A 24390-nucleotide genomic window follows, 5' to 3' on the forward strand; every position below is an offset into this window, starting at 1 on the left:
CCACGGGGTATCCTGGCGACGGCGGGGCGATGCGCATGATGGCATCATGCCGGCGTTAAATCTATTTCGAAAAATCCGCATTCACGCGCAGCATCGGCCAATTCATTGATGGGATTGCTGCCGTCTACTGTGCAATGGGGTCGTTTTCGCTACCGCATCATCTTGATCTGCCGCACCACCGGAATCGATGGCAGCGAGCCGGTGTGCTCGGCCTCGTCCTTGGCCTGCGGCGAGCCCGGCGCACGCGCGCTGGCATCGGGGAAGCGCTGCTTCATCTCGCGGAGGAAGCCGTCCAGCGTATCGACACTTGCGGCGAGCTTGGCGATCTCGGCAAATTCGGCGCTGGAGGCAGCTGCCGGCTTGCTGGCGATGTCGAAGGCGAGCCGGTCGGCGCTCTCGCTCATCAGCGGCGTGTATTTCTCGCGGAAGCGCGACAGCCCGATCGAATCGTCGGCGAGCGCGTAGCCGACCGCGGCACGGATGATGTCGCTCTTCTCCACGGCGTTGAGCGGCTTGAAGTCGCGGAAGCGGTCGCCGTAATATAGCTCGATCTGCTCGGCGGACTCGCGCCAGCGCCGCGCCGCCCAGAAGATGTCGGACCGCAGCCGCAGCACCTCGCGCCCCGATACGTTCGAGACGATGTCCAGCGCGAGGTCATGGCGGCCGACGTCGCTCTGCGCGCGTGCCTCCAGCAGCAGGCGCTGCTGCCTGAGCTCACCGGAGAGGTCGCTGATGCGGCTCGCCCGCAGCGCCGTGATCGCCATGTCGGGCTTGCGATTGGCGAGATAGATCATGGCAAGGCGCGCGGCGACCTGGGCACGCGCCGCGCCTTCGAGGCGGTGGTCTACCTGGTATTGCAAGAGCTCGGAGGCCTGGTCGAGCAGATCGACCGAGGCGAGACGATCGGCGAGGCGCCGGATAAGCTCGTCGCCGCGGCGGCCGATCGGCGTCAGTTCGCGGAACTCGTAGAACATCCCGAGCGCCTCGACCGGCGGCAGCTCGTCACCCTTCGGCCCCAGGAAGATCTGCGTGAACAGGTCCGACGCCAGATCCTGCGCCTGGCGCGAGGCGTCCGCGTTCGGCTGCAGCCTGGTCGCGGTCCGCGCGGCGGTGAGCGCGTCGCGGTAGCGTCCGTTCTCGGAATAGAGCTGCGACAGCATCTGCAGCGTCCGGACCTCGATCGCATCGCCGCGCCAGGTCATTGACAGCGTCTCGAGCTCGCGCAGCGCCTCGTCCTTGCCGATCTCGTCGCGCTTCTGCCGCAGCGCGACCTCGAGCTGCTTGGCTTCGGCGGCGGCCTGCCGGTCCTTCGAGTCGACGGCGAACCTGTAGTCGTCGAGCGCGTCCTTGTCGTGGCCGAGCGCTTCGGCGAGCCGTCCGCGCAGCACGGCAAACCCGGGCGCAGCCTCCGGCGGAACACCGATCACCTCGATCTCGCTGCGGCGCTTGGAGGCGCCGGCATAGTCCTTGACCTCGAGCGAGGCCCGCATCGCATCCATCGTGACGATGCGCTGGATGTCGAGCGGCAGTGAGGCGATGGCGAATTCGACGTTCTTGAATTTTTCGCGGGCATCCGCCCATTTGCCCTGGCGCGCATAGGCGAGCGCCTTCCAGAGCTGGGAATCATGGCTGTTGCCGATCACGGGATTGGCCAGATCCTTCAGGCCCTGGGCCGGCCGCCCGATCAGGATGCTCGCGATCGCGTGGATGATCAGCGCACTGCTCTCCTCCTTGTTGAGGGGATCAGCCAGCATCAGTTCGGTCACGGCCTTGGCCTCGTAATACATCGCGCGCGACATGTAGAACTGGGCGAGATCGAGCCGCGGCAGCGAACGCTGCGCCGGCTCGACGGCCGAGATCGCGGTGATCAGATCGCTCTGCCGCGTCCAGAAATCTTCCGACTGACCCTTGCGCCAGGCCTCCGGACTGAACACCGGCCGCACCGCGGTCGGCGCGCGCTCGGCCGAGACGTCGACCGGCGACAGCGTCAGGCCGCCCTTCTTGCCGAGAATGACCTTGTCGGCACCGACTTCGACGCCGACCTCGTCGGAGTTCGGCCGGATCGCGATGCCGTGGGCGGATTCCAGCAGCGAGAGATCGACGAGATCCTGCCGCTTGATGAAGCCTCGAACCGGCCGCTGCGCGGTGACGACGTAGAGCATGTCGCCGGCATCGGGATCGGTGAGCTTGTGCAGCAGGCCCGGATTGGCAAAGGGGATGGCGATGTTTGCGAGCGCGGGATCGGTGATGTTGCGCGACATCATCAGCGGCAGCGGCGTCGCCTGGATCTTGTCGGCAAGCGTGAGCAGCCAGTTGGTCTCCTTGCCCACCTCCTCGCTGTTCAGCGAATAGACCAGCGGACGGGTAAGACGGATGCGCACCGCCTGCCCTTTTTCGAGCGACATGCGACTGACCTCGCCGATCATCGCGCCGCCCCGGGTGCGGATCGGTTCGACGTCGATCGGTTTCGGCGAGTCGAATACCAGCCACACCGTGTCGCCGCGGCGGAACGCTGCGGCCGGCGTCGCCACGGCAAATGGGAACGTCACGCGCAGGCCATCGCTGTCGCGCCGCGCATCGACGCTGGCAACGGAAGCCGATGGCGCAGCTTGCGCCTCTGCAGGCGCCGGCTTGACAGCAGGCTTCGCGGTCTCGTTAGGCGCTTCCTTGACCTGCTCCTTGGCCGCTTCCGCCACGACCTCCTTAGGCGCTTCGGCAACCGCAGGCGGCGCCGGCTTGACGGGCACGACCGGCACGTCCGCCTCCTTCGCGGGTGCTACAGCCTCCTTGGGCGCATCGGCAGCGTGCGGGGCTTTCGTCACGGGGACCGCGACCGCAGGCGCCGGCTTCGGCGCCTCAGCGATCGGCGCCGTGGCGTCGGACTTCGCATCGGGCTTGACGTCGATCTTGGCTTCGCGCGCGATCGTCTCCGACGTCGGCGGGGTGATCTCGCGATGAGCGTCGTTCGGCTTCGCAGCTGCCGGCTTTTCCGCCGCCGGTGCGTGACCGCCGGCCCCGGCTTGCGCAATCGCGGCTTCAGGCGTTGCGGCCGCCTTGCCCCGGTCGGGCTGGAACGCAACGTCGACGACATAGTTCTTGTCGTCGCGAAAGGAGTGCACATCGGAATCGCCGATCAGCGCGATTTCGACGCTGGTCTGGTCGATGTCGGTTTTCTGCTTGATCGAGGCGACATTCGGAGGCGCTGCGACCACGGCATCCGCAAGGTCGAAATTGAGGTTGGCGTTGAAGGCGAGCGTCAGCTTCTGCTCGTTGAGAACTGAGGAAACCCCGACGCCATCGGGCATCTCGAACACGAAGCGCACGAAAGTCGGCTGCACCGAAGCACGCACGCGGATCGCGGGACGCTTCTTGGCCTCCGCCGCGGCGCGTTGGGCGCGCAACGCGCGCTCGGCCGCACGGGCGCGCTCGGCCAGTTCCTTCACCACATCCATCGGTAGCGGCGGCGGCGGGCCCTTCCACCCCTCCGGCAAGAGGTCGATGAAGGTCCGCTCGCCGGCATTCATGGTGTTGACGGTGACGCGCCGGGCCAGCGACAGCCGGATCGCGTTGCCGTCGGGGTCGCGCCGGGCGGAATTCACATAATCGGGCGCACCTTCCGGCACGCGATCGACGGGAACGTCGACGGGACGCTCGAAGCGAATGATCAGGATGGAGCCGGCGGTCGTCACCTCGGAGGGAACGTCCTCGCCGAGCTTGATCACGAGACGGGCAAAGCCGCCACCGGCCGAAAAGCTCGCCTCGCCCCTGATGGGATCGGCCGCGCGCGCAACGGTGCCAAGGCCGATCAGCGCGCAGGCCGACAACAAGACCGCCTTGCGGACATGGCGCGACAGTCCCAGCGCCACGGCGCGGGCTCGCGACACAAATCCAGCGGCAGCCTCTCGCGCCATTGGCGGCATTTCTTCCGGCTCGACGGGTCCACGCCGGCACTGATGCCGGCCCATGCCCTCGAATGTAGGTTTTGCCAATTAAGGACTTCTTAAGTATGAGCCCTCAATTCGGCTTTTGCGTCGGCTTACCGTCGATCTTCGGCAGGTCCCCTGCGGAAGCAGCCTGATCCCCGCCCCCGTTGGCGCGGCGCGCCATCTCGACCGTCAGCCGCTCGGCAGCCTCAGGCGACATCAGTCCCAGGATGTCCGACATCTTGCGAGGGGCGATCGCGGAGGCGATCTCGATCAGCACGCCCATCTCGAGGCGGTCGAACACCCGCGCGGCATCCTTGGGCTTCATGCCCTCATACATGGTGACGAGGCCCTTCATACGCGCGGCCTCGGCCGCCTTCTGCTCGGCCTGGGTTGCGGTGATGCGGGATTCCACCGCCTTCATTTCCTCGACCTTGCTCTCGATGCGCTTCTCGGCCGACTTCAACAGGCTCTCGCGTATATCGATCTCGCGCTGGCGGGACTCGATCTCCTGGCGGCGCGCCTGCAGACGTTCCAGGATCGCACGCTCAGAGGCCGAGACTTGCGGCTGGGCCTCGTCCATCTTGACCGGGGTGCCCTCGGGCTTGCTTTCGGGCGCGGCAGGCTTGGGCGCTTCCTTCGGCTCGCCATGTGTCGAGCCGGTGATGTCAGGGTCCTCGCGCCCGGTCGGGAAGTTCAGATTCTCCTGGGCCCAGGACTTCTTCACACTGTTCGGCTGATAGTCGAAGACATAGCCGCCATTGATCACGAGCCCTGCCACTTTCAGCATGGCAAGGCCCGCGACCGCAACGAGGACGACCGGAATGACGCGGATGTTACGAAACGACTTCATACCTGACTTTATGCGGCGAGACCGTTGGACCGTCGGCGTTCGGAGAAGGCTTCGGCGGCGGCGGCCACCGCCTTCGCAGGCGAGGCCTTGGCCGCAGGCGCGGCGGCGGCTTCGGGATTGGTGACCGGGCGCGCCGCGATCGCGATCTTGGAAAGACGGCGCACCACGTTGTCGGCTTCGCCGAGCTGCTTGTAGAGCTGGTCGGACATCTGCGTCGCAGCCGCGAGCTGGCTGCCGAGATTCTCGTTGACGTCGCGTACCGCGAGCTTCAGCCCGCCGATCGCGCGTTCGGCGATCTCTGTCGCGGTGATCAACTCGCCGATCACGGCCTTCAGCGAATGCTCGTCCGCCTTCAGCCGCGTCAGCCGCTTGTTCAGCAGGATGCAGTAGCCGATCGTGAGCATCAGCAGGATAGCCACCAGCGTCTCGATCGCCATTCCCAGGGAGTGGTTCATGGGGCCTCCATTAGCTTGTTCTGTTCGTCCACCTTCTCGAACATCGCAAGTGTCGTACTTGGCTTGCGCAAGGGTTTCGTCACGCGGATCGCGACGCGGTCGCCAACCCGGCCCATGCGCCCTTCCGTGAGGATGACGTCGCCGCAGCGTACGGAGACGGTCGCGTCGGCGCGCATTTCCAGCGGCAGCGTGTCGCCGACCTTCAGCCGCATCAGCTGCTTGAGCGGAATATCGGCCTCATAGAGGACGGCATCGACGGCGATCTCGGCCCGGTTGATCTCGGTGGCGAAATGGCCTTCCCAAATCGGGTCGCGACCGAACTTTTCGCCCATGAACATTTGGAGCAGAACGGCCCGGATCGGTTCGATGGTCGCATAGGGAAGCAACAGCTCGATATTGCCGCCACGGTCTTCCATGTCGATGCGCAGGCGCACCAGGATCGCGGCATTGGCGGGACGGCTGATCGCGGCGAAGCGCGGATTGGTCTCGAGCCGGTCGATCGTGAAGGTCACCGGCGACAGCGGCCGGAACGCCTGCTCGGCGTCGGCCAGCACCACCTCGACGAGGCGCTTGACCAGCTCGGTCTCGATCGTGGTGTAGGGACGCCCCTCGATGCGAAGCTGGCTGTTGCCGCGGCGACCGCCGAGCAGCACATCGATCATCGAGTAGATCAGGCTGGAATCGACCGTCGCCATGCCGAAGTTTTCCCACTCTTCGGCCTTGAAGACCGAGAGCACGGCCGGCAGCGGGATCGAGTTCATGTAGTCGCCGAACCGCACCGAGGTGATGCGGTCGAGCGAAACTTCGACGTTGTCGGAGGTGAAATTACGCAATGAGGTCGTCAGGAGCCGCACCAGGCGGTCGAAGACGATTTCGAGCATCGGCAGACGCTCGTAGGAGACCATCGCCGAATCGATGATCGCGCGGATGCCGGAATGGTCGTCGAGCGTGACGTCACCGACGGTGAAGCCGAGGAGATTGTCGATCTCCTCCTGCGACAGCACCCGTTCGCCGGAATTCTTGCCGTTGCCGAGATCGCGGCTGCCGTCCTCGACCATGGCGGCCCATTGCAGGGCCATGGTTTCCGACAGTTCGTTTTCAGCAGCAGCCTTCGCGGCCTCCGCGGGATCCTCGGAATCGAGCGATGCCTCCCATTGGGCGGCAATCGCATCCTGGTCCATCTGCTCGTTGCCAGCCATGACGCTAGCCCGTCCCCTTCCGCAGCATCCTCACTGGAGCACGACTTCCTTGAACAGCACCGCGCTGACCTGAATCGGCGCGACTGCGGCGTTGACGCGCTTGGTCAGCTCCTCCCTGAGGCGGAAGATGCCGGCCGAACCGTTTAGGTCCGAGGAGCGGAGCTCGCGCACATAGGTCTGGAAGATGTCGGTGACCCGCGGCATCGACGGTTTGATCGCCTCGATCTGCTTCTCTTCCTTCAGCTCGAGCACGATCTTGAGCTTCAGATACTGCACGCGCTCGCCGGGCGCGCCGGCGAGGTTGACCATCATGTCGGGCACGTCGACGAAGGCCGGTGGCTTCGGCGGAGGCGCCGCCTCGGCATGATGCTCCTCATCGCCATGACGGAAGAAGAAGAACCAGGTCGCGGCGCCGCCGCCGAGAACAGCAAGCAGCCCGACGGCCATGATGATGAGCTTGAGCTTGTTCTTCGGCGGGGCAGCTTCGGGGCCCTCAGTGGCTGCGCCGCCTTCCGCTTCATTCTCTGCCATGGTCGTCCGGGCTCGCTCATCTCAAACGGAATCGAAAGAGCGAAGCCTCCTGACAGACAGTGACGCGATACAAATGTCCCGGCGCGATGCGCTCCTCTTAGGCGCAAACGCTACGGTAATAATGGTTAACGGAACCTTTCGATTGGCCCTCCGCTAGGAAAAATCTGCCGGGCAAACATGGCTAACAGAACCTTTCTGCCTCCCGCCGGGAACGCGGGAAAATAGCCAACCAATTGTAATTACGTGTTTTTCAGAGTTGGCACGGCTTTCGCTGAGAGAGGGCCGAGACCGAACGGTTTGGGAGAACCCGACGGCCTCGTTCACGGGATCGGCTACGGCGCTTGGGAGAGCGAAATGGCCGAGCTCACGCAGGGGAGATTGACCGATGCAGAATGCGCTTCTGATCGGCTTGTCACGGCAGATGACGTTGGAACGGCAGATGGATGTCATCGCCAACAACGTCGCCAACGTCAACACCAACGGCTTCAAGGCCGACCATTCGCTGTTCGAGGAATATCTCAACTCGAACGCGCATGAGGACAATTTCGTCGGCTCCGACCGCCGGGTCTCCTATGTGCAGGACCGCGGCACCTACCGCGACGTCGGCCAGGGGCCGATGGAGGCGACCAACAACCCGCTCGACATGGCGATCAGCGGCAACGCCTTTTTCGCCGTGCAGGTCAACGGCGCCGAGCGCTACACCCGCGACGGCAAGTTCGCCCTCAGCAGCACCGGCCAGCTCATGACCTCGGACGGCAACCTCGTGCTCGGCACGGGCGGTCCGATCGTGTTCCAGCCGACCGACCACGACATCAACGTCTCGCCCGACGGCACCGTGACGGTGGTGGAAGGCACGGCCAAGACCGACTCGATCCGCGGCAAGATCCGCATGGTGACGTTCGACGATCCGGCCAAGCTGATCAAGCTCGGGGCCAATCTCTATGACACGGGCTCCGCCACCCAGCAGCCCGACACCAAATCCACCCTGCAGCAGGGCTATGTCGAGAAGTCGAACGTCAACTCGGTCGGCGAGATGAGCCGCATGGTCGAGGTGATGCGCAGCTACACCGCGATCGCCAACCTGCTCCAGCAGCAGAGCGACCTCCACAAATCGGCGATCGAGAAGCTCGCCGACGTTCCGGCCTGATTGAAGGAGAACTGACATGCAGGCGCTTCACACTGCAGCGACCGGGATGGCGGCACAGGAACTGAACGTTCAGGTGATCTCCAACAACATCGCCAACTTGCGCACCACCGGCTTCAAGAAGCAGACCGCGGCGTTCCAGGATCTGATCTACGAACACGTTCGCCGCGTCGGCGCCCAGGCCTCGGACCAGGGCACCATCCTGCCTGTCGGTGTCGACATCGGCGGCGGCGTCAAGACTGTCGGCACGCCGCGCAGCATGACCCAGGGCACGCTGTCGCAGACCGGCAACGATCTCGACCTCGCGATCTCGGGCGAAGGATTTTTCAAGATCCTGATGCCCGACGGCACCTACCAATATACCCGCGACGGCACCTTCCAAATGGACAATCAGGGTCGCGTCGTCACCGCGGCCGGCAATCCGGTGCAGCCGACCATCACGATCCCGAACAATGCCTCGGGCATCACCGTCAACGAGCAGGGCCAGGTGACGGTGACCCTGCCGGGCTCCTCGACCAACACCGTTCTCGGCCAGATCGGCTTGACCCGCTTCATCAACAAGGCGGGCCTGCAGCCGGTCGGCAGCAACCAGTTCATTGAGACGACGTCGTCGGGCACGCCGCAGGACGGCACTGCGAACTCCGAAGGCTACGGCAAGATCACGCAAGGCAGCCTCGAGCAGGCCAACGTCGATGTCGTCTCGGAAATGAGCGATCTCATTGCTGCACAGCGCGCCTACGAGATGAACGCCAAGGTCATCAGCGCCGCCGACCAGATGATGCAATCGACCACGGCGCTGTTCCGCTGAGGTGCTGACCATGATTCGTACCACGCTCGTCACCCTCTCCGTGCTGCTTGCGCTAGCGCTCCCGGCGCAGGCCGCCGACGATGGCATCGCTGCGCCGACGCTGCGCGCCAATGTCACCGTCACCTCCGACGTGGTGCGGGTCGGCGACCTCATCGACAATGCCGGTTCGTCCGCTCTGATCCCGATCTATCGCTCGCCCGATCTCGGCACCACCGGCGCGCTGCCGGTTGCCCAGGTCCTGAGCGTGCTCCGCGCCAAGCAGGTGATCGGCGTGATGACCGGCGATATCAAGGAGGTGCAGGTCACCCGCCTTGCCCGCACGATCGCAAGCAAGGATCTCGAAAACGCGGTCGCCTCCGCGCTCGAGCATCGCTTCGGCCTCGGCGACGCCGCCAACATCACCATCACCTTCGACCGTGGCATCTCCGACATGCGGCTCGACGCCTCCAACACCGGTTCGCTGCAGGCGGTCGCGACCCGCTACGACGCTCGCGGCGGCCGCTTCGACATCGCCTTCGAGATCAGCAACGACAGCAATCCGGTCCCGACCAAGCTGCGCATGACCGGCACCGCGATCGAGACGGTCGAGGTCGCCGTCCTGACGCGCGACATCGATCGCAGCGAGATGCTGAAATCCTCAGACGTCGCCCAGGAGCGTCGGCCGAAAGCGGATGTGACGGGCGAGCCCGCCTCGCGCGAGCGCGCGGTCGGCATGCAGCTGCGCCGGGCGATGCGCGCCGGCACGCCGATTCGCGTCGCCGACATCGCCAAGCCGGAATTCGTGTCGCGCGACCAGAGCGTCACCGTCATCTACGAGGTCCCCGGAATCTATCTCACCACCCGCGGCAAGGCGCTCGAGGGCGGCGCCGAGGGCGACACCGTGAGCGTGCTCAATCTGCAGACCAAGCGCACGTTGACCGGCGTCGTCACCGGCCGCGGCCAGGTGACGGTGCAGGGCGCCAGCCAGTCCGCGCCAATGGCCGCTGCCGTCGAGCAGACCTCCTCACTCAAGCGCGACGAAGCGCCCGCCCCCGTCGACACCGCAGCCCTCCTCCGCAGCCTGGTCCAGGCCCCGGCCTCGCCGGCCCAGGTTGCGGAAGCCCAGATACCCCAAGCTCGCGTCTCGCAAGCTCAAGCCAAGTAAGAGTTCGTCATGTCCGCTTTCAGTTCGGCTTCCCGTTTACGTCGGCTCGCGATCTCTGCCCTGCTGCTGGCCAGCTGCGCGCTCGGTGGCTGCTCATCGATTGATCGTCTGTCGCAGATCGGCGAGCAACCCAAGCTGTCGGCGATCGACAACCCGACGACGCAGCCGGGCTACAAGCCGGTGCAGATGCCGATGCCGAAGCCGGAAGTCGCCTCCTACAATCCCAACTCGCTGTGGCGCAACGGCAGCCGCGCCTTCTTCAAGGACCAGCGCGCCACGCATGTCGGCGACCTCCTGACCGTGACGGTGAACATCACCGACAAGGCCAACCTCTCCAACGAGACCCAGCGCAGCCGCACCAACAAGGAAGATTCGGGCATCACCGATTTCATCGGCGCGAAGACCATTACTCAAGCCAATAAAATCCTGCCCGGCCGCATTCTCACCGCCGACGCCACCGCCTCCAGCGACGGCAAAGGTTCGGTCAACCGGACTGAAGCGTTGCAGACCAACGTCGCCGCCGTCGTGACCCAGGTGCTGCCGAACGGCAACCTCGTGGTCGAAGGCAAGCAGGAGATCCGCGTCAACTACGAGATCCGCGAGCTCGTGGTCGCCGGCATCGTCCGTCCCGAAGACATCCAGAGCGACAACACCATCGATTCCAGCAAGATCGCGCAGGCCCGCATCGCCTATGGCGGCCGCGGCCAGATCACGGACGTGCAGCAGCCGCGCTACGGCCAGCAAGTCATGGACGTGCTGCTGCCCTTCTAAATTCTTCCCAGCTCCCACATCGTGCTCGCGAACCTAGGCGCGAACGACGATGTACTACGCGGCCCTCGCTAGCTCCCCTGGCGAGGGCCGCATGTATTTTTGGGCTGTGGTGTCGTTATGGCAGCGGTTCAAGTCCGCGCAATTGCAGCGGCGCGCAACCTCACACTCAGTCATTGCGGAGAGAGCATTACGTAAACTCCGCCTCCACCACGCCCATCCCGTCCAGTTCCATCCGCACCTTGTCGCCGGCCTTCAGCCACAGCGTCTTCACCAGGCTTCCCGTTAGCACGAGCTGTCCTGCATGCAGGCCCTTGCCTTCGACGGCGAGGTGGTTGGCGAGCCAGGCGAGGGCGTTGTGGGGATGGCCGAGCACGTCGGCGCCGGTGCCGTGGCTGACCTCCTCGCCGTTGACGAGGGCGCGGCCCTTGACCGCCCTCAGGTCCGGCACGGACGAGCGCGGGACCGCTTCGCCAAGCACGCAGCCCGCGGCGAAGAAATCGTCGGCGATCAAGGTCGGCGCACCCATCGCCTCCCACTTCACATAGCGGTCGTCGACGATCTCGATGGCTGGATGGTAGCTATCAACGGCCTCGCCGACCCATTCGGCCGTGAACGGCGCCTCGCCGGCAGCGAGGTTGCGCTTCAGCCGCACCGCGATCTCGCACTCGACGCCGACGCGGACATAGTCGGACGCCGCAAGCTTCACCCCGCTCTCATGCACACCCTTCTGGAACACACCGCCGCCGCAAGGATGAGGGATGCCGATGTACTCCTGCATCACCTGGCTGGTGCAGCCGATCTTGTAGCCGACCAGCGGGCCGACATGCGGCAGCAGGAGATCATGCAGCGCGCGCTGGACCTGATAGCCCTCGGCCTCGTCATCAGGGGGATGGTCCAGCGCCGCGAGCGGCGCATGGTTGCGGCGCGCCAGCGCGATCGCCTTTGCGGCTTCGAGAATTTTGTCCATCGGCGCCGCCTCCCACGCTACGCGATCGCATTCGAGGTCGGCACTTCAGCATCCCCGCCCGGGCCTGACAAGCGCGGGCGGCCGGCGGCCTCACGCCTTGACCAGGCCAAGTCGGATCAGGCTCTCGGCGGTGGCGAGGATCGCTTCATCGTTGGAGCGCGGCTGCCAGCCGAGCACCGACCTCGCCTTGGCGCTGGTCGAATGCCTGACACGTCCGAGCATCGGCACCACGGCTTGCAGCAAGGGAATCCGGCGCGCGGCCAGCCGCACCAGCCAGTCCGGAGCCTGGATCCGTGGAACCCGCCGCGCTTTGGCTCCCAATTCCCGCCGCAGCACCCTTCCAATATCCAGGATCGACAGCGTCTCGCCTGATACCGCGATCAAGCGCTCGCCTTTCGCTTCCGGCGCGGTCATCGCCAGCAAATGCAAATCGGCGACGTCGCGGACGTCGACCACGCCGAAATAGACCCGCGGCACCGCCGGCATGGCGCCGTCGAGCAGCGATTTGACGATCTCGATCGAGCCGGAGAAATCCGGCCCCAGCACCGGACCGAAGATCCCGGCGGGGTTGATCACCGAGATCTCGAGCCCGGCCCCCTCGCGCGCCACAAAATCCCAGGCCGCCCGCTCCGCCAGCGTCTTGGATTTGATGTAGGGCTGCACATCGGCGCCTTCGAGATTGGTCCAGTCGGTCTCGTCGAACGGCCGCTCCCGCGGCGGGTGGCCGTAACCGATCGCGCCCAGCGACGAGGTGATGACGACGCGCCGGACGCCGGCGTCACGCGCCGCGCGCAGCACCCGCAGCGTGCCGTCGCGGGCCGGGATGATCATGTCATCCTCGTCCTTGGGAACACTGGTCGACAGCGGCGAGGCGACATGGAGCACGTAGTCGCACCCCGTCACCGCCGCCTGCCAGCCCTCGTCCGCCGTGAGATCGGCGGTGAAGAACGACAGGCCTTCGGGCGACGCTGCCCCGCCCTCGCGCAGCATCGCCAGCACGCCGGCCTGCCGGTCCGGGCGGCGCACCGTGGTGCGCACCTGATGGCCCGCGGCCAGGAGTTGCAGGACGACATGGATGCCAACGAAGCCGGACCCGCCGGTGACCAGAACACTGCTCATCGTCATATTCCCCTGATTGCGCGGACCGACGAATTGAATCCGCCCCTGCTCAAGGCCGCATCTGGTCACTATCTCCTGGCGGAACAAGTGGAATGGATTTCGAGACCAGTATGGAAAACCTGACCAGCGTTTGCGACGGCCATTGCGACTGCAGCCCCGACCCTGCCCTGCTCGCCGACTTCAAGCGCGCCTTCCACGCGCTCGGCGGCAAATGGAAACTGGAGATCCTGTTCGCGCTGATGAACGGCGCGATCCGCTTCGGCGCCTTGCGGCGATCGATCAGCGGCATCACCCAGCATATGCTGACCACGCAGCTGCGCGAACTCGAGCAGGACGGCCTGGTGTCGCGCAATGCCTTCGCCGAGAAGCCGTTGCGGGTCGAGTACGAACTGACGGATGCGGCTTACGGCCTGCTGCCGGCGTTTAAGGAAATATTGAGCTGGTCTAGGCTTTATGGAGAGGCGCGCCTTGCAGCGTCGCATGAGAAATAAATGCAGCGGAACCTGATCCTGCTCGGTCGGTCTCTCAGTATCCGCGTCGATCTCCTTGATGCGACTCTCAAAACCGTCCTCACCTGAAGTGAAGGCTGTTTCTCATCCGAACTCACGTGAGCTGGCAGGATTCGACTCTAGCTCATTGATCGCGATTCACTTTTCGTGATCCCGACGATCAGCGCGATGTCGTGGCGCCTGAACCGACGCCACGACAGGACCAAACCGCATTAGCTCGTCTCAGGCGAGGCCAAGCGCCATCCGGATCGCGATCTCGACCGGCGAGTAACTGCCATCGGCGCGGTCCAGCCGGTACGGTTCGGCCGGAGGCAAATCCGGCTGCGCCATGAAGCGCGGGGTCTTTCCGCGATGCTTTTGCGCAGCATGCACCAGGAATGGGTGACACAGATAAACCGTTCCGGCCTCGCCGGTCGCCAGCGCGAGCGGGCAGTCGGCGCCCATCTCGTCGAGGACCATGCGCGACCGTCCGGCCTCGCCCGCAGGCGCCAGATAGCGCGCCATCGGCATGTGCGAGCCGACTCTGATCCGCGTCGGCGCATCGTTCTCGCCGACGTCGGAGAACAGGAACAGCATCAACAGCGCGCGGCCGCGCGAAACGATGTTGGCCCGCCAGGCCGAGAACTCGTGCCGCTCGTTGAGGTCGCAATCCTCGCCGGGAAAGCTGAGATCGATATGCCAGCCAGCGTCACCGGGGTCATCGGGATGCGGGAAGCGCACCGCGAAGGTGCCGCCGATATCTTTGCGCGGCCGCCAGCGGCCGGCGCCGACCAGCTGATCGAACGCGCGATGCAGCACCTTTGTATTGGCGATCTCCGGAAACGGCGGATTGCCATAGCCGGACAGCCGGATCACCGGACGCGTCCAGGTCGCGGGATCATGCTCTCTGCAGGGCAGATCGCGCCACAGGATGGCGCGGCCCTGTTCGGCGAGCGCGCGCGGAAAGGCGTTGTCGATCCGGACGAAGCCCTGTGCGATGAATTGTGCAATTTGCGCGGCGCTGAGCGCACGCGAGTCATCTCGATCGGTCATGATTGTCTCTCAAGCTGTCGCCAGCCGTTATCGGCCGCGTCATGCGGAACCTGGCCGGCTCATTCGGTTCACTGGAATCCCGCGCGCGAAAGCCAGCGGGGGCGATCAGCGCTTCCGTGCGGAAGCGGGATCAGCCCAGGAAAAACACCGAAGCGATATTGAGAGTGCAAATCATCATGGCGGCGCTAATTTACGCGCCAAACCGGCGGCGCTCAAGCGGCACCGTGAGCCCAAAAACAAAGAGCCGCATCGCTGCGGCTCGGACTTTATTCGTCGCGATAGACCTTCTCGCGTTTCTCGTGGCGCTCCTGCGCTTCCACCGAGAGCGTCGCGATGGGCCGGGCTTCGAGCCGTTTCAACGAGATCGGCTCGCCAGTGTCCTCGCAATACCCGTAGGTGTTGTCCTCGATGCGCTGGAGCGCGGCGTCGATCTTGGCGATCAACTTGCGCTGGCGGTCGCGGGCGCGGAGTTCGATGGCACGGTCGGTTTCGGACGATGCCCGATCGGCAAGATCGGGGTGGTTCACGTTCTCCTCCTGCAACGCTTGCAGGGTGAGCTTGGACTCTTTGAGGATCTCATCCTTCCAGGCAAGGAGCTTCATACGGAAGTACTCCTTCTGCCGGTCGTTCATGAAAGGCTCTTTTTCGGTCGGTCGGTAGTTTTTCAACTTTTCCAAGGGCGGCCTATCTTCTTAAGCAACGACTCGCGAACGGAACGGGGTCCGTTGAGCCGGGCCTTATATAGTGGCCTCCCGTGACAGACAATATTTCCTTAATGGCGCGGTTGGCGCCCCCAAGCCCTTGCACAGGAAGGTTTATCCTGGAGGGCTCGGAGGGGGCCAAAAGACCTAGTAGCCAACCGTGAAGCGCTGCCTTGAGTGGGCCGGCTTCTCGATCTCGTCGGCGAGTGCAATGGCGTAGTCCGCAAAGCTGATCCAGCTCTTACCGTTCGCATCTGCGAGAAGCTGGTCCGTGCCGAGCCGGAACTTGCCCGTCCGCGCTTCCTCGACGAACAGCGCCGAGGGCGAGAGGAAGGTCCAGTTCAGGTCCTTTTCCTGCCGCAACAAATCGAGGAAGGCAGAGCCCGCCTCTGCCTCGGCCTTATATTGGGCCGGAAAACCGGGAGTTGTGACCAGTTTGACGCCAGGAGCGACCTCGAGACTGCCGGCACCGCCGACCACCAGATAACGCCCAACCTTCGAATCCTTGGCGGCGCCGATCAGCTTATGCGGGTCGCTCGCCAGGAAGTGCACGGAACTGACGGCCACGTCGTGCCCGGCCCACAGCTTGGCAAGACCCGCTTGGTCGAGCACGTCGCCCCTGATCGGCGTGACGTTCGGCAGTGCCGCGATCTTCTCAGGGTTCCGGGCAATGGCGGTCACCGCATGGCCGCGGCGGGACAGTTCCTTGGTAATCTCCGAACCGGCTCGACCCGAGGCACCGGCGACTGCGATTTTCATGAAAGGCTCCTTCGCTTCTATAGTAACCAATGGTTACTAGATATCGCAAAGAATGCTGGTGTTAAGAGAGCACTTTGTGCTTACCTGATTACACAGGAGTAACCGGAACAACAGCTGGCCGGCCCAAGCAAGCACGAGGATCTGAAATGAAGCCGAACGTCTATGCCGCCGAATGCCCGACGCGCCAGATCCTCGACCGGGTCGGAGACAAATGGGCCGTGCTGATCCTGTTGCTGTTGCGCGAGGAGCCGATGCGTTTCAATCAGTTGCGCCGCACGATTGAAGGCATTTCGCAGAAGATGCTGAGCCAGGTTCTCAAGTCGCTCGAACGCGACGGCCTGCTCAAGCGCCGCGCCATCGCCACAGTCCCGGTGACGGTCGAATATTCGATCACGCAGCTCGGCCTGACACTTGCCGCCGCGGTCGATCCGCTACGCGATTGGGCAGAGGAGAATCTGAAGGACGTGCTCGCCGCCCAGCGCCGCTACGATACGCAACAGAAGGAGGAAGCGGCGTAGGATGATCGTGAAAGCTTAGCCCGCCGGGCGACGCTAAGCCTACAGGTTTAGCCCTGCCCGGCCTTCGCCAGCTCGACCTCGACGCGCAGCTCGATCTCGGACAGTACGGAATCCAGACCGGGATCGCCCGAGGATGATTTCAGGTTCGAAGCCGCATCGCGCAGCCGCATCACCGTCGATGCATCGAGATTGCCGGACAAGAGGCCCATCTTGAGATCGTCGAGCACGTCAAGCGCGGTCTTGCCGCGGGCGACCGAGCGCTTGCGGCGCTCGACCGGATCTTCCTCGATGCCTTGCAGCGCGAGCAGCCCGTCGATGTTGGCGGTGGCTTTCGGTGCGGCAGCGCTGCGCGTCTCCTGCGCCGACGAGGTGTCCGGCAGCACGAAGGTGCCGGAGCTCGTTCGCCTAGCCTGGCTGGCCGGCGTCCCAAGCGTGGTGCCATTCGGTCCGTAGATGCGCATCGGAGCAATCCGGGTGATCGATGCGCCACATTCGCCGCTTTATGGTTAACGGGGCGTAAACGGCCCGGCAAAATCTGCCGGGAGGCGGCAGTTTCGCTCCTCAAGGCGAACGCCGGCTAGCGCCGATCGAAAGAGATTTATTCAACCTATTCAATCGCCTACCCCGCCGCCTCGCGTTGGCACAGCCCTCGCAAGGACAGCGTCGGACCAGCTCGTCATGGGAGTGTCGCAGACGGTCCGAGATGTGAGGAGGCTCTTTGAGGAGCTTGGGGAGCAGAGGATGCCAGGCGTTCGTTGGGTGAGGATTCTGAGCCGGGCCGTTGCGGTGGCCTGCGCCGCGATGTCAGCGCTGTCGCTCCCGATCGCGCCTGCAAGCGCGACCTCGCGCATCAAGGATCTCGCCAATATCGAAGGCGTGCGGCAGAACCAGCTCATCGGCTACGGCCTCGTCGTCGGCCTCAACGGCACGGGCGACACCCTCAACAACATCCCCTTCACCAAGCAGTCGCTGCAAGCGATGCTCGAACGCATGGGGGTCAACATCCGCGGCGCCACCATCCGCACCGGCAACGTCGCCGCCGTGATGGTCACAGGCAATCTGCCGGCCTTCGCGACCCAAGGCACGCGCATGGACGTTACCGTGTCCGCCCTCGGCGATGCCAAGGATCTGCGCGGCGGCACCCTGCTCGTCACCCCCCTCCTCGGCGCCGACGGCAACGTCTATGCGGTGGCGCAGGGCTCGCTCGCGATCTCAGGCTTCCAGGCCGAGGGCGACGCGGCCAAGATCGTCCGCGGCGTCCCGACCGTCGGCCGCATCGCCAACGGCGCGATCATCGAGCGCGAGATCGAGTTCGCGCTGAACCGATTGCCGAACGTGCGGCTCGCGCTGCGCAATGCGGACTTCACCACCGCCAAGCGCATTGCGGCGGCCATCAACGACTATCTCGGCGTCAAGTCGGCCGAGCCGATCGACCCCTCGACCGTGCAGCTTTCGATCCCGCCGGAGTTCAAGGGCAACGTCGTCGCGTTCCTGACCGAGATCGAGCAGCTCCAGGTCGATCCGGACCTCGCCGCCAAGATCATCATCGACGAACGCTCGGGCATCATCGTGATGGGCCGCGATGTCCGTGTCGCGACCGTTGCGGTCGCACAGGGCAATCTCACGGTCACGATCTCGGAGAGCCCGCAGGTGAGCCAGCCCAACCCGCTGTCGCGCGGCCGCACCGTGGTCACCCCACGCTCCAGCGTCGGCGTCACCGAAGACGGCAAGAAACTGGCCCTCGTCAAGAACGGCGTCTCGCTCCAGCAGCTCGTCGACGGTCTCAACGGCCTCGGCATCGGCCCCCGCGACCTCATCAGCATCCTCCAGGCGATCAAGGCCGCGGGTGCGATCGAAGCCGACATCGAGGTGATGTGATGCAGACCGGCATGCTCACGACGGCGCGCCTTGCCACCGCCGCCCCCTCCTTGAACCCCGCTTTCTCCGTGGAAAGCCGCAACGGCCGGCCGGATTTCGAGCTCGCCGCCGCGCTTCAGAAGGTCTCGCCGCAGCAGCAGGCCAAGGCGCAGAAGACCGCCACCGACTTCGAGGGCATGTTCCTCAACAGCATGTTCGCGCAGATGACCTCGGGCCTGAAGGGCGAAGGCCCGTTCGGCGACACGCCGGGCACCGGGGTGTGGCGTTCGATGCTGACCGAGCAATATTCCAAGAACTTCGCCAGCGCCGGCGGGGTCGGCATCTCCCGCGACGTCTACCGCACCCTGATCATGCAGCAGGCCAAGACCACTCTTCGTACGGCATAAGGTCCATTCGAGATGAGCCAATTCAACGCCTCACGTCAGCAGATGCCTGCGCAGCGAGCGAACAACATGCCCGGCCGCACCGAGGCGCGCAAGCTCGCGGAGGACCTGATGGACGCCATGAGCGCCCTGCTCGGCCTGATCGAGCGCGAGACCGAGCTGGTCCGCGCCGGCAAGGTCCGCGAGGCGATGACGCTCGAAAGCCAGAAGCAGGAGCTGTCGCGACGCTATGTCGGCGCCGTCGGCCAGTTGAAGGCGAACCAGGACAAGCTGGCGAAATCCGCCCCCGAGTTGCTCTCGACGCTGCATCGGCATCACGATGCCTTCCGCGCCATGCTGCAGGTCAACCTCACCGTGCTCGCGACCGCGCACGCGGTCTCCGAGAGCGTCGTGCGGGGCGTCAACGCCGAGATCCAGAAGCGCAACGTGCCGAACACCTATACTGCGGCGGGCCGGCGTGCGGCTCCCGGCCCGCGCCACATCACACCGCTCGCGGTCAGCCGCTCGCTCTGAGCCTCCGCAAAGCTATTTTCAATTTTACGAAAAACCGCGCGACAAAAGCGTCGCGCGGTTAGGTACGTTTCCTAACCGGGTGTTCAATCCTGGTGTTCCATGGTTGCGTATTGAGAGGGGTTGGGATTTGACTCACGTAAGGCAACCAGGAGGCTGCCATGAGTACAGATTTCAGCATCAGACCGGTGGGGATCCCGGTCCCCGCGCAGATCGTGACGACGTCGAATTCGGCGGCGAACGATGCCGTGCCAACCGATTTGCCTGTGAGTCAGACCGTCGCGGCGAGCGATACCAGCGCACCCGCGCGCAATGATTTGCAGAGCAACGAGAACATCTCGCGCCAGGTCATATTCGACCAGGCGGCGGCGTCCATGGTCTTCCAGGTCGTCAACGACAAGACTGAGGCGGTGGTCGACCAATTCCCCGACGAGGCGATGCTGCGCCGGCGGGCCTATTTCCATGCGCTGGATTTGAAGTCGGAGCCATCGCGCCCGCTCAACACGGACCTCAGCGCTTAAGTCGCCAACCGAATCAGCTGTCGAGCGTGATTTGGCGGTCTCGAGATAGCCCGAGCCGGCAGCGCGATCCGTTACGGCCGGCCGGACAATCCGGCAGCAATGTTGCGGTTGATCTCGATCAGCGGACGGAAGTGATCGAACTGCGGGTTCATCTGCAGCGCCGCGGTCTGGCTCAGCACGAACACGCTGATGTTGGCGATCTTCTGCCGGACATCGAGCGGCTGCGGATTGTTGTCGCGCATCGCTTCACTGAGGAAGATCGTCCAGAGCTTGCGATTGAACATCAATGCCTGGGTAGTCTGCTCGCTGAACGGATCAGCATTGTTGACCGCGTCCTGAAGTTTGTTTGCGGCCTTCAGCAGAGTCTGCGCCTCGATGTCGCGAGGAGATGCGGTGGTCGTGGCAACACGCGCGTAGGCCGAGGCAGCGGAATTCGACATCAATCACACCTTGGAAGCTACCTAGCCCGTTGAACGGGCTTAAGGATTTCTTTCCCAACCCTATGCATCACCGCTTAAGATTTGCTTACGTGTGCCTTTGGAAGCACTCCGCATTATTACGGGCCGCGGAAGTGTTTCGTCAGCGCGATGATAAATGCGCGAGAGGCCGGCTGTAAACTTGCACTGCATCATGCGCATCGATCGCGGCTAATCCCGTGTTAGCGAACTCAATCAAAAGAACGGCGGAGCATTAGCCCCGCCGTTCTTTCTCAAGATTCGATTCTCGCGCTTCGAATTAGCGGAGCAGCTGCAGCACGCTCTGCTGCGACTGGTTTGCCAGCGACAGCGCGGAGACCGCGATCGACTGGCGGGTCGACAGCGCCTGGCTGTTGGCCGCTTCCTCGTTGGTGTCGGCCAGCGTCAGGTTGGACGAGCCGGTTTGCAGCACGTTGATCAGGTTCTTGGAGAAATCCTGACGCACCTGCACGATCGAGAGATTGGAGCCGAGCGCGGAGCCTTCCGAGCGCAGCGTGCTGGAGGCGGCGTTCAGGCTGGCGAGCACCTTGTTGGTGGCGCCATTGTCGATGAAGTCGACGCCGTTGACGAGGTTGCTGAGGCCAAGGCCGGCCGCGTTGAACACCACGCCGTTGATGTTGAGCGTGGAAGAGCCGGTCTCGTTGAAGATCAACTTCAGCGTGTCGCCATTGAGCAGGTTAACCCCGTTGAACGAGGAGTCCTGGGAGGTGGTGTCGATCTGCGCCAGGATGTTGTTGAATTGGCCGACCAGATTCGAGCGCGCCGTCTGCGCCACGGGGTCCTGGATCGGCGGCTGCGCCGTCGTGAAGGAGACCACGCCGGTGATGGTGCCGCCGACTACGCCGCCGGCGAGCGCAGAGCCGAGCGTCGAGGAGGCGTACTCGTTGACGGTCGTGATCGTCAGCACGCCATTGGCATCGATCGTCGCGGTCAGATGGTTTGCCTGCAGCTGCGCATTGAGCTGGTCGAGCGTCTTGACGGTGCCATTGGTGCCGTCGCCGAACGTGACGTTGACAGCCTTGCCGCCGTTGAACGAGGTGAAGGTCAGCGTCTTTCCCGAGATGCTGCCCGTTCCCGGCGCTCGGCTCGCGGTGAAGGCGGTGCCGGTGCCGGTCGACCCGGTCAGTCCGAATGCGGAGAGGGCATTCCCGGTCCCGGTGATCGACAGGTCCGCCGACGTGCCCGTCGAGAGCTTAAGAGCACCGTTGACAACCGAAGACAGCGACGAGCCGCTCGCCGCAACCACCGCGCCGCCGCTGATCGTGCCTGCCCCCGTCGCAAGGTCGATGGCATTCAGCGTGTCCTGGACGGTGGCGCCCTGAAGATACACGACCGTGTTGCCGGTCGTGTTGTCGGTCACGAGATTGCCGATCTTGGTGGACCCCGACGGAGCGGTGGCCGGCACCTGGGCGTTCTTGAAGCTGATGGTTTTGCCGTCGACATTGAGCGTGGAACCGTCCTGGACGAGGCTGCCCAACGTCCCTGAGTTCGTTAGACGCGTCTTGGTGACAGTCGTGTTGCCGGAGCCCGTGGCGGTCGTCAGGCCGAGTGCGTTCAGGAGATCGGACTTGCCGGTGATGCTGAGGTCGGCGCCCGTGCCGGTCGTGAGGGTCAGAACGCCGGCAGCGATGCCCGCGTTTGTACCGGACGAGTTGGTTAACGTGGCAAGGCCTGCCGAGATGGCCGCCTTCTGCACGCCGCTCGCCAGATCGATCGCATTCATCACGTCCTGAACGGTGGCGGTCGGCGCGCCAGGCGTGCCCATGTAAATGGTCGAATTGCCGTTCCCGTCGGTGACCACGTTTACGTTCAGGCCAGAGCCTGCGGGAACCGTACCGGCGGTCGGCGTTGGGCCGGCCCGGAAAGTGATGGTCTTGCCGTCCACCACCATCACGTCGCCGTCTGCCGGTGCGCCATTATTGGCGATGGTGGTCCCGGATGCCGGCGACCCGTACAGGAACAATCCAGGGGCAAGGCTCGCTGCCGTGCCGGCACCATTCGGAGCCGCAGCCCCGACCAGAGATTGCGAAACGCCGCCGAGCGTCGTTCCCGTCGTGATCGGGGTCGTGCCGCCGGCCGTGCCGTTGGTGACGACATTGCCGTTCGCGGTTGCGTTCGTATAGCTGGTGGTGCCGCGCAGATCCGCCGGCGTCGCACCGGGCACGGTGGTCGAGATGTTCGACTTGGTCGAGTAGCCGACGGTGGTCTGCAGCGCCTGGTTGGCGATCGATTTCGCGCTGTCGATCAGCTTCTGCAGCGAGGTGATACCTGTGTTGGCCGCCTGCAGCACCTGCACGCCGTTGTTGATGCCGTCGAGCAGGTTGCTGATGTCGCTCGCCCGGTTGTCCAGGCCCTGCGCGGTGAAGAAATTGGTCGGATTGTCCAGCGCCGTGTTGACCTTCTTGCCGGTCGACAGTCGGGACTGGGTCGTGGCGAGCAGGTCGGCCGTTGATTGCAGCGACAACAGGTTCTGACGAACTGACGCCGAGAGAACGATGTTGGACATTGGCGGTCTTCCTCTTGAACCGGATACGAATCGGGCTCGCCGATCTGGAAAAGCGGGCTTTGGTGGAGTCTTAGGGGCTCTCCTTTAAAGTATGGTTAACGGCGACTTAAGGGACAGGGTTAATGCGGGGTTACGCGGCAGGGGGCCGGAGCGACGCAACAAAAAAGCGGCGGGGTCGAGGCCCCGCCGATGTATTTTACTGTTATATTACAGATACTTAGCGGAGCAGCTGAAGCACGCTCTGCTGCGACGTATTGGCCAGCGACAGCGCGGAGACCGCGATCGACTGGCGGGTCGAGAGCGCCTGGCTGTTGGCGGCCTCCTCGTTGGTGTCGGCCAGCGTCAGGTTGGACGAGCCGGTCTGCAGCACGTTGATCAGGTTCTTGTTGAAGTCCTGACGCACCTGCACCACCGAGAGGTTCGAACCGAGGGTCGACGCCTCCGAACGCAGCGTGCTCGAGGCAGAGTTGAGGCTCGCCAGCACCTTGTTGGTGGCGGCATTGTCGATGAAGTCGGTGCCTTGCACCAGCGCGGCGAGACCCAGACCTTTCGAGTTGAAGGTGACGCCGGTGATGTTCAGGCTCGACTTGCCAGTCTCGTCGAACACCAGCTTGAGCTGATCGCCGTTGAGCAGGTTCACGCCGTTGAACGACGAGTCGACCGAGGTCGTGTCGATCTGCGACATGATGTTGTTGTACTGCGCAACGAGATTGGAGCGCGTCGCCTGCGCGACCGGATCGACGGTCGGAGCCGTCGCGTTGGTCCAGGTCAAGGCGGTCGTGATCGTGCCGCCGATCGTGCCACCGGCAGTCGCCGAACCGATCGTCGACGAGGCATAGTCGTTGATCACGGACACCGTGAGCAGGCCGTTGGCATCGATCGTGGCGGCAAGGTTGTTGGCCTGAAGATGCGCGTTGAGCTGATCGAGCGTCTTGACCGTGCCGCCGGTGCCGTCGCCGAACGTGACGTTGACCGCCGTGCCGCCGTTGAAGGAGGTGAAAGTCAAGGTCTTGCCGGAGATGCTGCCGGCTGCAGCAGCGCGGCTCGCGGTGAAAGAGGTACCGGTGCCAGTCGACCCGGTGAGGCCTAGCGCGGACAGCGCATTGCCGGAACCGGTGATCGATAGGTCCGCGTTCGCGCCGGTCGAGATGTGCAGCGCGCCGGCGACGATCGAGGACGCGGTCTGGCCGCTGGCGGTGCCGGGCGTCGCAGCTCCCGAAGCAATGGTTGCAGTCTGCACGCCGGTGGCGAGGTCGACGGCAGTCAGGATGTCGGCGACAGTGCCGGCTTCGAGATAGACCGTCGAATTGCCGTTGCCGTCGGTGACGACGTTACCAGTCACGCCCGATCCGCTCGGCACGTTCGCCGCTGCCGGCGTACCTGCGTTCTTGAACGTGATGGTCTTGCCGTTGACGTTCAGCGTCGAACCGTCCGAGATCAGGGTGCCCAAGCTGCCCGAGCTCGTGGTGCGGCTCGCCGTCACCGTGGCGGTGCCGGAACCGGTTGCGGTGGTCAGGCCGAGGGCCTTCAGGATGTCCGCCTTGCCAGCAACCGAGAGATCGGCACCCGTCGAGGTTTCCAGCGTGATCGCACCGGCGCCGATCGCGGACGCGGTCTGGCCGGCGTTGTTAGCGTTGATGGTGGCAGCACCGCCGGAGATCGTCGCGCCCCTCACGCCGGAGG

24 protein-coding genes are annotated in these 24390 nt (G+C 64.4%); 10 read left to right on the plus strand and 14 right to left on the minus strand.

Annotated features, from left to right (window positions below; translation table 11 throughout):
• Nucleotides 1-149 precede the first annotated feature (149 nt).
• The 5 genes from IF809_RS06705 to fliL all read right to left on the minus strand — a co-directional run bounded on the left by IF809_RS06705 (nt 150) and on the right by fliL (nt 6961).
• On the minus strand, nt 150-3911 hold the full coding sequence (locus IF809_RS06705; protein ID WP_462837226.1) for a tetratricopeptide repeat protein: 3762 nt from the start codon (nt 3909-3911) through the stop codon (nt 150-152).
• 103 nt (nt 3912-4014) lie between these two features.
• Nucleotides 4015-4776 carry a MotE family protein gene (locus IF809_RS06710; RefSeq protein ID WP_128965428.1) on the minus strand — a complete coding sequence of 254 codons (762 nt, stop codon included), beginning with the start codon at nt 4774-4776 and terminating at the stop codon, nt 4015-4017.
• An 8-nt stretch (nt 4777-4784) separates the two neighbouring features.
• Nucleotides 4785-5231, minus strand: coding sequence for a DUF6468 domain-containing protein (locus IF809_RS06715; protein WP_128965427.1), 447 nt, complete (start codon nt 5229-5231; stop codon nt 4785-4787).
• Entirely contained in the window at nt 5228-6430 is a 1203-nt protein-coding gene (fliM, locus tag IF809_RS06720; protein ID WP_128965426.1) for a flagellar motor switch protein FliM, read from the minus strand. Before fliM ends, IF809_RS06715 begins: the two co-directional genes overlap by 4 nt.
• 30 nt (nt 6431-6460) lie before the next feature.
• Nucleotides 6461-6961 (minus strand): flagellar basal body-associated protein FliL, encoded by a 501-nt coding sequence (fliL, locus tag IF809_RS06725; RefSeq protein WP_453983064.1) that lies wholly within the window; start codon nt 6959-6961, stop codon nt 6461-6463.
• A gap of 385 nt (nt 6962-7346) precedes the next feature.
• Here fliL and flgF point away from each other — a divergent pair, with 385 nt between their 5' ends.
• The 4 genes from flgF to flgH are packed head-to-tail and all read left to right on the plus strand — an operon-like array spanning nt 7347 to nt 10828.
• The gene (gene flgF / locus IF809_RS06730) at nt 7347-8108 is read left to right on the plus strand and encodes a flagellar basal-body rod protein FlgF (RefSeq protein WP_128965424.1); all 762 of its coding nucleotides are present in this window, start codon (nt 7347-7349) and stop codon (nt 8106-8108) included.
• A 16-nt stretch (nt 8109-8124) separates the two neighbouring features.
• Nucleotides 8125-8913, plus strand: coding sequence for a flagellar basal-body rod protein FlgG (gene flgG / locus IF809_RS06735; protein ID WP_128965423.1), 789 nt, complete (start codon nt 8125-8127; stop codon nt 8911-8913).
• A gap of 10 nt (nt 8914-8923) precedes the next feature.
• Complete coding sequence (gene flgA / locus IF809_RS06740; RefSeq protein ID WP_462837151.1) at nt 8924-10057, plus strand: flagellar basal body P-ring formation chaperone FlgA; 1134 nt, start codon at nt 8924-8926, stop codon at nt 10055-10057.
• A gap of 9 nt (nt 10058-10066) precedes the next feature.
• Nucleotides 10067-10828 (plus strand): flagellar basal body L-ring protein FlgH, encoded by a 762-nt coding sequence (gene flgH / locus IF809_RS06745; RefSeq protein WP_128965422.1) that lies wholly within the window; start codon nt 10067-10069, stop codon nt 10826-10828.
• Nucleotides 10829-11015: 187 nt separating this feature from the next.
• Here flgH and IF809_RS06750 read toward each other — a convergent pair whose 3' ends face one another.
• Together IF809_RS06750 and IF809_RS06755 are read right to left on the minus strand one after the other, a co-directional pair.
• Nucleotides 11016-11795, minus strand: coding sequence for a 2-keto-4-pentenoate hydratase (locus IF809_RS06750; RefSeq protein WP_462837152.1), 780 nt, complete (start codon nt 11793-11795; stop codon nt 11016-11018).
• A 90-nt stretch (nt 11796-11885) separates the two neighbouring features.
• Nucleotides 11886-12914 carry an SDR family oxidoreductase gene (locus IF809_RS06755; RefSeq protein ID WP_462837153.1) on the minus strand — a complete coding sequence of 343 codons (1029 nt, stop codon included), beginning with the start codon at nt 12912-12914 and terminating at the stop codon, nt 11886-11888.
• 92 nt (nt 12915-13006) lie between these two features.
• On the opposite strand from IF809_RS06755, the gene IF809_RS06760 reads away from it, so the two are divergent.
• A complete protein-coding gene (locus IF809_RS06760) occupies nt 13007-13405 on the plus strand; it encodes a winged helix-turn-helix transcriptional regulator (RefSeq protein ID WP_462837154.1) in 399 nt (132 codons plus the stop codon).
• 240 nt (nt 13406-13645) lie between these two features.
• On the opposite strand, the gene IF809_RS06765 is transcribed toward IF809_RS06760, so the two are convergent.
• From IF809_RS06765 to IF809_RS06775, 3 genes are all read right to left on the minus strand, one after another.
• The gene (locus IF809_RS06765; RefSeq protein ID WP_453996930.1) at nt 13646-14455 is read right to left on the minus strand and encodes a phytanoyl-CoA dioxygenase family protein; all 810 of its coding nucleotides are present in this window, start codon (nt 14453-14455) and stop codon (nt 13646-13648) included.
• A 266-nt stretch (nt 14456-14721) separates the two neighbouring features.
• Nucleotides 14722-15087: an RNA polymerase-binding protein DksA gene (gene dksA, locus IF809_RS06770; protein WP_008142458.1), complete on the minus strand. Its 366-nt coding sequence runs from the start codon at nt 15085-15087 to the stop codon at nt 14722-14724.
• A gap of 216 nt (nt 15088-15303) precedes the next feature.
• A complete protein-coding gene (locus IF809_RS06775) occupies nt 15304-15915 on the minus strand; it encodes an NAD(P)-dependent oxidoreductase (RefSeq protein WP_128965419.1) in 612 nt (203 codons plus the stop codon).
• 146 nt (nt 15916-16061) lie between these two features.
• On the opposite strand from IF809_RS06775, the gene IF809_RS06780 reads away from it, so the two are divergent.
• Nucleotides 16062-16433, plus strand: coding sequence for a winged helix-turn-helix transcriptional regulator (locus tag IF809_RS06780; RefSeq protein WP_128965418.1), 372 nt, complete (start codon nt 16062-16064; stop codon nt 16431-16433).
• Nucleotides 16434-16480: 47 nt separating this feature from the next.
• Here IF809_RS06780 and IF809_RS06785 read toward each other — a convergent pair whose 3' ends face one another.
• Nucleotides 16481-16894, minus strand: coding sequence for a flagellar assembly protein FliX (locus IF809_RS06785; RefSeq protein WP_453996928.1), 414 nt, complete (start codon nt 16892-16894; stop codon nt 16481-16483).
• Nucleotides 16895-17174: 280 nt separating this feature from the next.
• Between IF809_RS06785 and IF809_RS06790 the strand changes: the two genes are divergently transcribed.
• From IF809_RS06790 to IF809_RS06805, 4 genes are all read left to right on the plus strand, one after another.
• Nucleotides 17175-18311: a flagellar basal body P-ring protein FlgI gene (locus tag IF809_RS06790; protein ID WP_462837155.1), complete on the plus strand. Its 1137-nt coding sequence runs from the start codon at nt 17175-17177 to the stop codon at nt 18309-18311.
• On the plus strand, nt 18311-18697 hold the full coding sequence (gene flgJ / locus IF809_RS06795; protein WP_462837156.1) for a flagellar assembly peptidoglycan hydrolase FlgJ: 387 nt from the start codon (nt 18311-18313) through the stop codon (nt 18695-18697). The genes IF809_RS06790 and flgJ overlap by 1 nt, the downstream gene beginning before the upstream one ends.
• Before the next feature lie 12 nt (nt 18698-18709).
• Nucleotides 18710-19207 carry a hypothetical protein gene (locus IF809_RS06800; RefSeq protein ID WP_462837157.1) on the plus strand — a complete coding sequence of 166 codons (498 nt, stop codon included), beginning with the start codon at nt 18710-18712 and terminating at the stop codon, nt 19205-19207.
• Nucleotides 19208-19365: 158 nt separating this feature from the next.
• Nucleotides 19366-19725, plus strand: a complete 360-nt coding sequence (locus IF809_RS06805; protein ID WP_462837158.1) for a hypothetical protein — start codon at nt 19366-19368, stop codon at nt 19723-19725.
• A 71-nt stretch (nt 19726-19796) separates the two neighbouring features.
• Here the strand turns inward: IF809_RS06805 and flaF are convergent, their stop codons facing one another.
• The 3 genes from flaF to IF809_RS06820 all read right to left on the minus strand — a co-directional run.
• Nucleotides 19797-20165 (minus strand): flagellar biosynthesis regulator FlaF, encoded by a 369-nt coding sequence (gene flaF / locus IF809_RS06810; protein ID WP_462837159.1) that lies wholly within the window; start codon nt 20163-20165, stop codon nt 19797-19799.
• Nucleotides 20166-20460: 295 nt separating this feature from the next.
• Nucleotides 20461-22707 carry a DUF1522 domain-containing protein gene (locus IF809_RS06815; RefSeq protein WP_462837160.1) on the minus strand — a complete coding sequence of 749 codons (2247 nt, stop codon included), beginning with the start codon at nt 22705-22707 and terminating at the stop codon, nt 20461-20463.
• 217 nt (nt 22708-22924) lie between these two features.
• Nucleotides 22925-24390: DUF1522 domain-containing protein (locus IF809_RS06820; protein ID WP_462837161.1), on the minus strand; the 1466-nt coding region annotated here is incomplete at its 5' end.

Source organism: Bradyrhizobium sp. UFLA06-24, assembly GCF_054967145.1.

Bases quoted from the DNA above. Each gene is read 5' to 3' on its own strand.
- flgF (WP_128965424.1), top strand. From the start codon at position 7,347: ATGCAGAATGCGCTTCTGATCGGCTTGTCACGGCAGATGACGTTGGAA.
- fliL (WP_453983064.1), bottom strand. From the start codon at position 6,961: ATGGCAGAGAATGAAGCGGAAGGCGGCGCAGCCACTGAGGGCCCCGAA.
- flaF (WP_462837159.1), bottom strand. From the start codon at position 20,165: ATGTCGAATTCCGCTGCCTCGGCCTACGCGCGTGTTGCCACGACCACC.
- IF809_RS06715 (WP_128965427.1), bottom strand. From the start codon at position 5,231: ATGAACCACTCCCTGGGAATGGCGATCGAGACGCTGGTGGCTATCCTG.
- flgJ (WP_462837156.1), top strand. From the start codon at position 18,311: ATGCAGACCGGCATGCTCACGACGGCGCGCCTTGCCACCGCCGCCCCC.
- IF809_RS06765 (WP_453996930.1), bottom strand. From the start codon at position 14,455: ATGACCGATCGAGATGACTCGCGTGCGCTCAGCGCCGCGCAAATTGCA.
- IF809_RS06790 (WP_462837155.1), top strand. From the start codon at position 17,175: ATGCCAGGCGTTCGTTGGGTGAGGATTCTGAGCCGGGCCGTTGCGGTG.
- IF809_RS06750 (WP_462837152.1), bottom strand. From the start codon at position 11,795: ATGGACAAAATTCTCGAAGCCGCAAAGGCGATCGCGCTGGCGCGCCGC.
- fliM (WP_128965426.1), bottom strand. From the start codon at position 6,430: ATGGCTGGCAACGAGCAGATGGACCAGGATGCGATTGCCGCCCAATGG.
- IF809_RS06705 (WP_462837226.1), bottom strand. From the start codon at position 3,911: ATGGCGCGAGAGGCTGCCGCTGGATTTGTGTCGCGAGCCCGCGCCGTG.
- IF809_RS06775 (WP_128965419.1), bottom strand. From the start codon at position 15,915: ATGAAAATCGCAGTCGCCGGTGCCTCGGGTCGAGCCGGTTCGGAGATT.
- IF809_RS06815 (WP_462837160.1), bottom strand. From the start codon at position 22,707: ATGTCCAACATCGTTCTCTCGGCGTCAGTTCGTCAGAACCTGTTGTCG.
- flgH (WP_128965422.1), top strand. From the start codon at position 10,067: ATGTCCGCTTTCAGTTCGGCTTCCCGTTTACGTCGGCTCGCGATCTCT.
- IF809_RS06760 (WP_462837154.1), top strand. From the start codon at position 13,007: ATGGATTTCGAGACCAGTATGGAAAACCTGACCAGCGTTTGCGACGGC.
- IF809_RS06805 (WP_462837158.1), top strand. From the start codon at position 19,366: ATGAGTACAGATTTCAGCATCAGACCGGTGGGGATCCCGGTCCCCGCG.
- IF809_RS06785 (WP_453996928.1), bottom strand. From the start codon at position 16,894: ATGCGCATCTACGGACCGAATGGCACCACGCTTGGGACGCCGGCCAGC.
- IF809_RS06780 (WP_128965418.1), top strand. From the start codon at position 16,062: ATGAAGCCGAACGTCTATGCCGCCGAATGCCCGACGCGCCAGATCCTC.
- IF809_RS06800 (WP_462837157.1), top strand. From the start codon at position 18,710: ATGAGCCAATTCAACGCCTCACGTCAGCAGATGCCTGCGCAGCGAGCG.
- flgA (WP_462837151.1), top strand. From the start codon at position 8,924: ATGATTCGTACCACGCTCGTCACCCTCTCCGTGCTGCTTGCGCTAGCG.
- IF809_RS06710 (WP_128965428.1), bottom strand. From the start codon at position 4,776: ATGAAGTCGTTTCGTAACATCCGCGTCATTCCGGTCGTCCTCGTTGCG.
- IF809_RS06755 (WP_462837153.1), bottom strand. From the start codon at position 12,914: ATGAGCAGTGTTCTGGTCACCGGCGGGTCCGGCTTCGTTGGCATCCAT.
- flgG (WP_128965423.1), top strand. From the start codon at position 8,125: ATGCAGGCGCTTCACACTGCAGCGACCGGGATGGCGGCACAGGAACTG.
- dksA (WP_008142458.1), bottom strand. From the start codon at position 15,087: ATGAACGACCGGCAGAAGGAGTACTTCCGTATGAAGCTCCTTGCCTGG.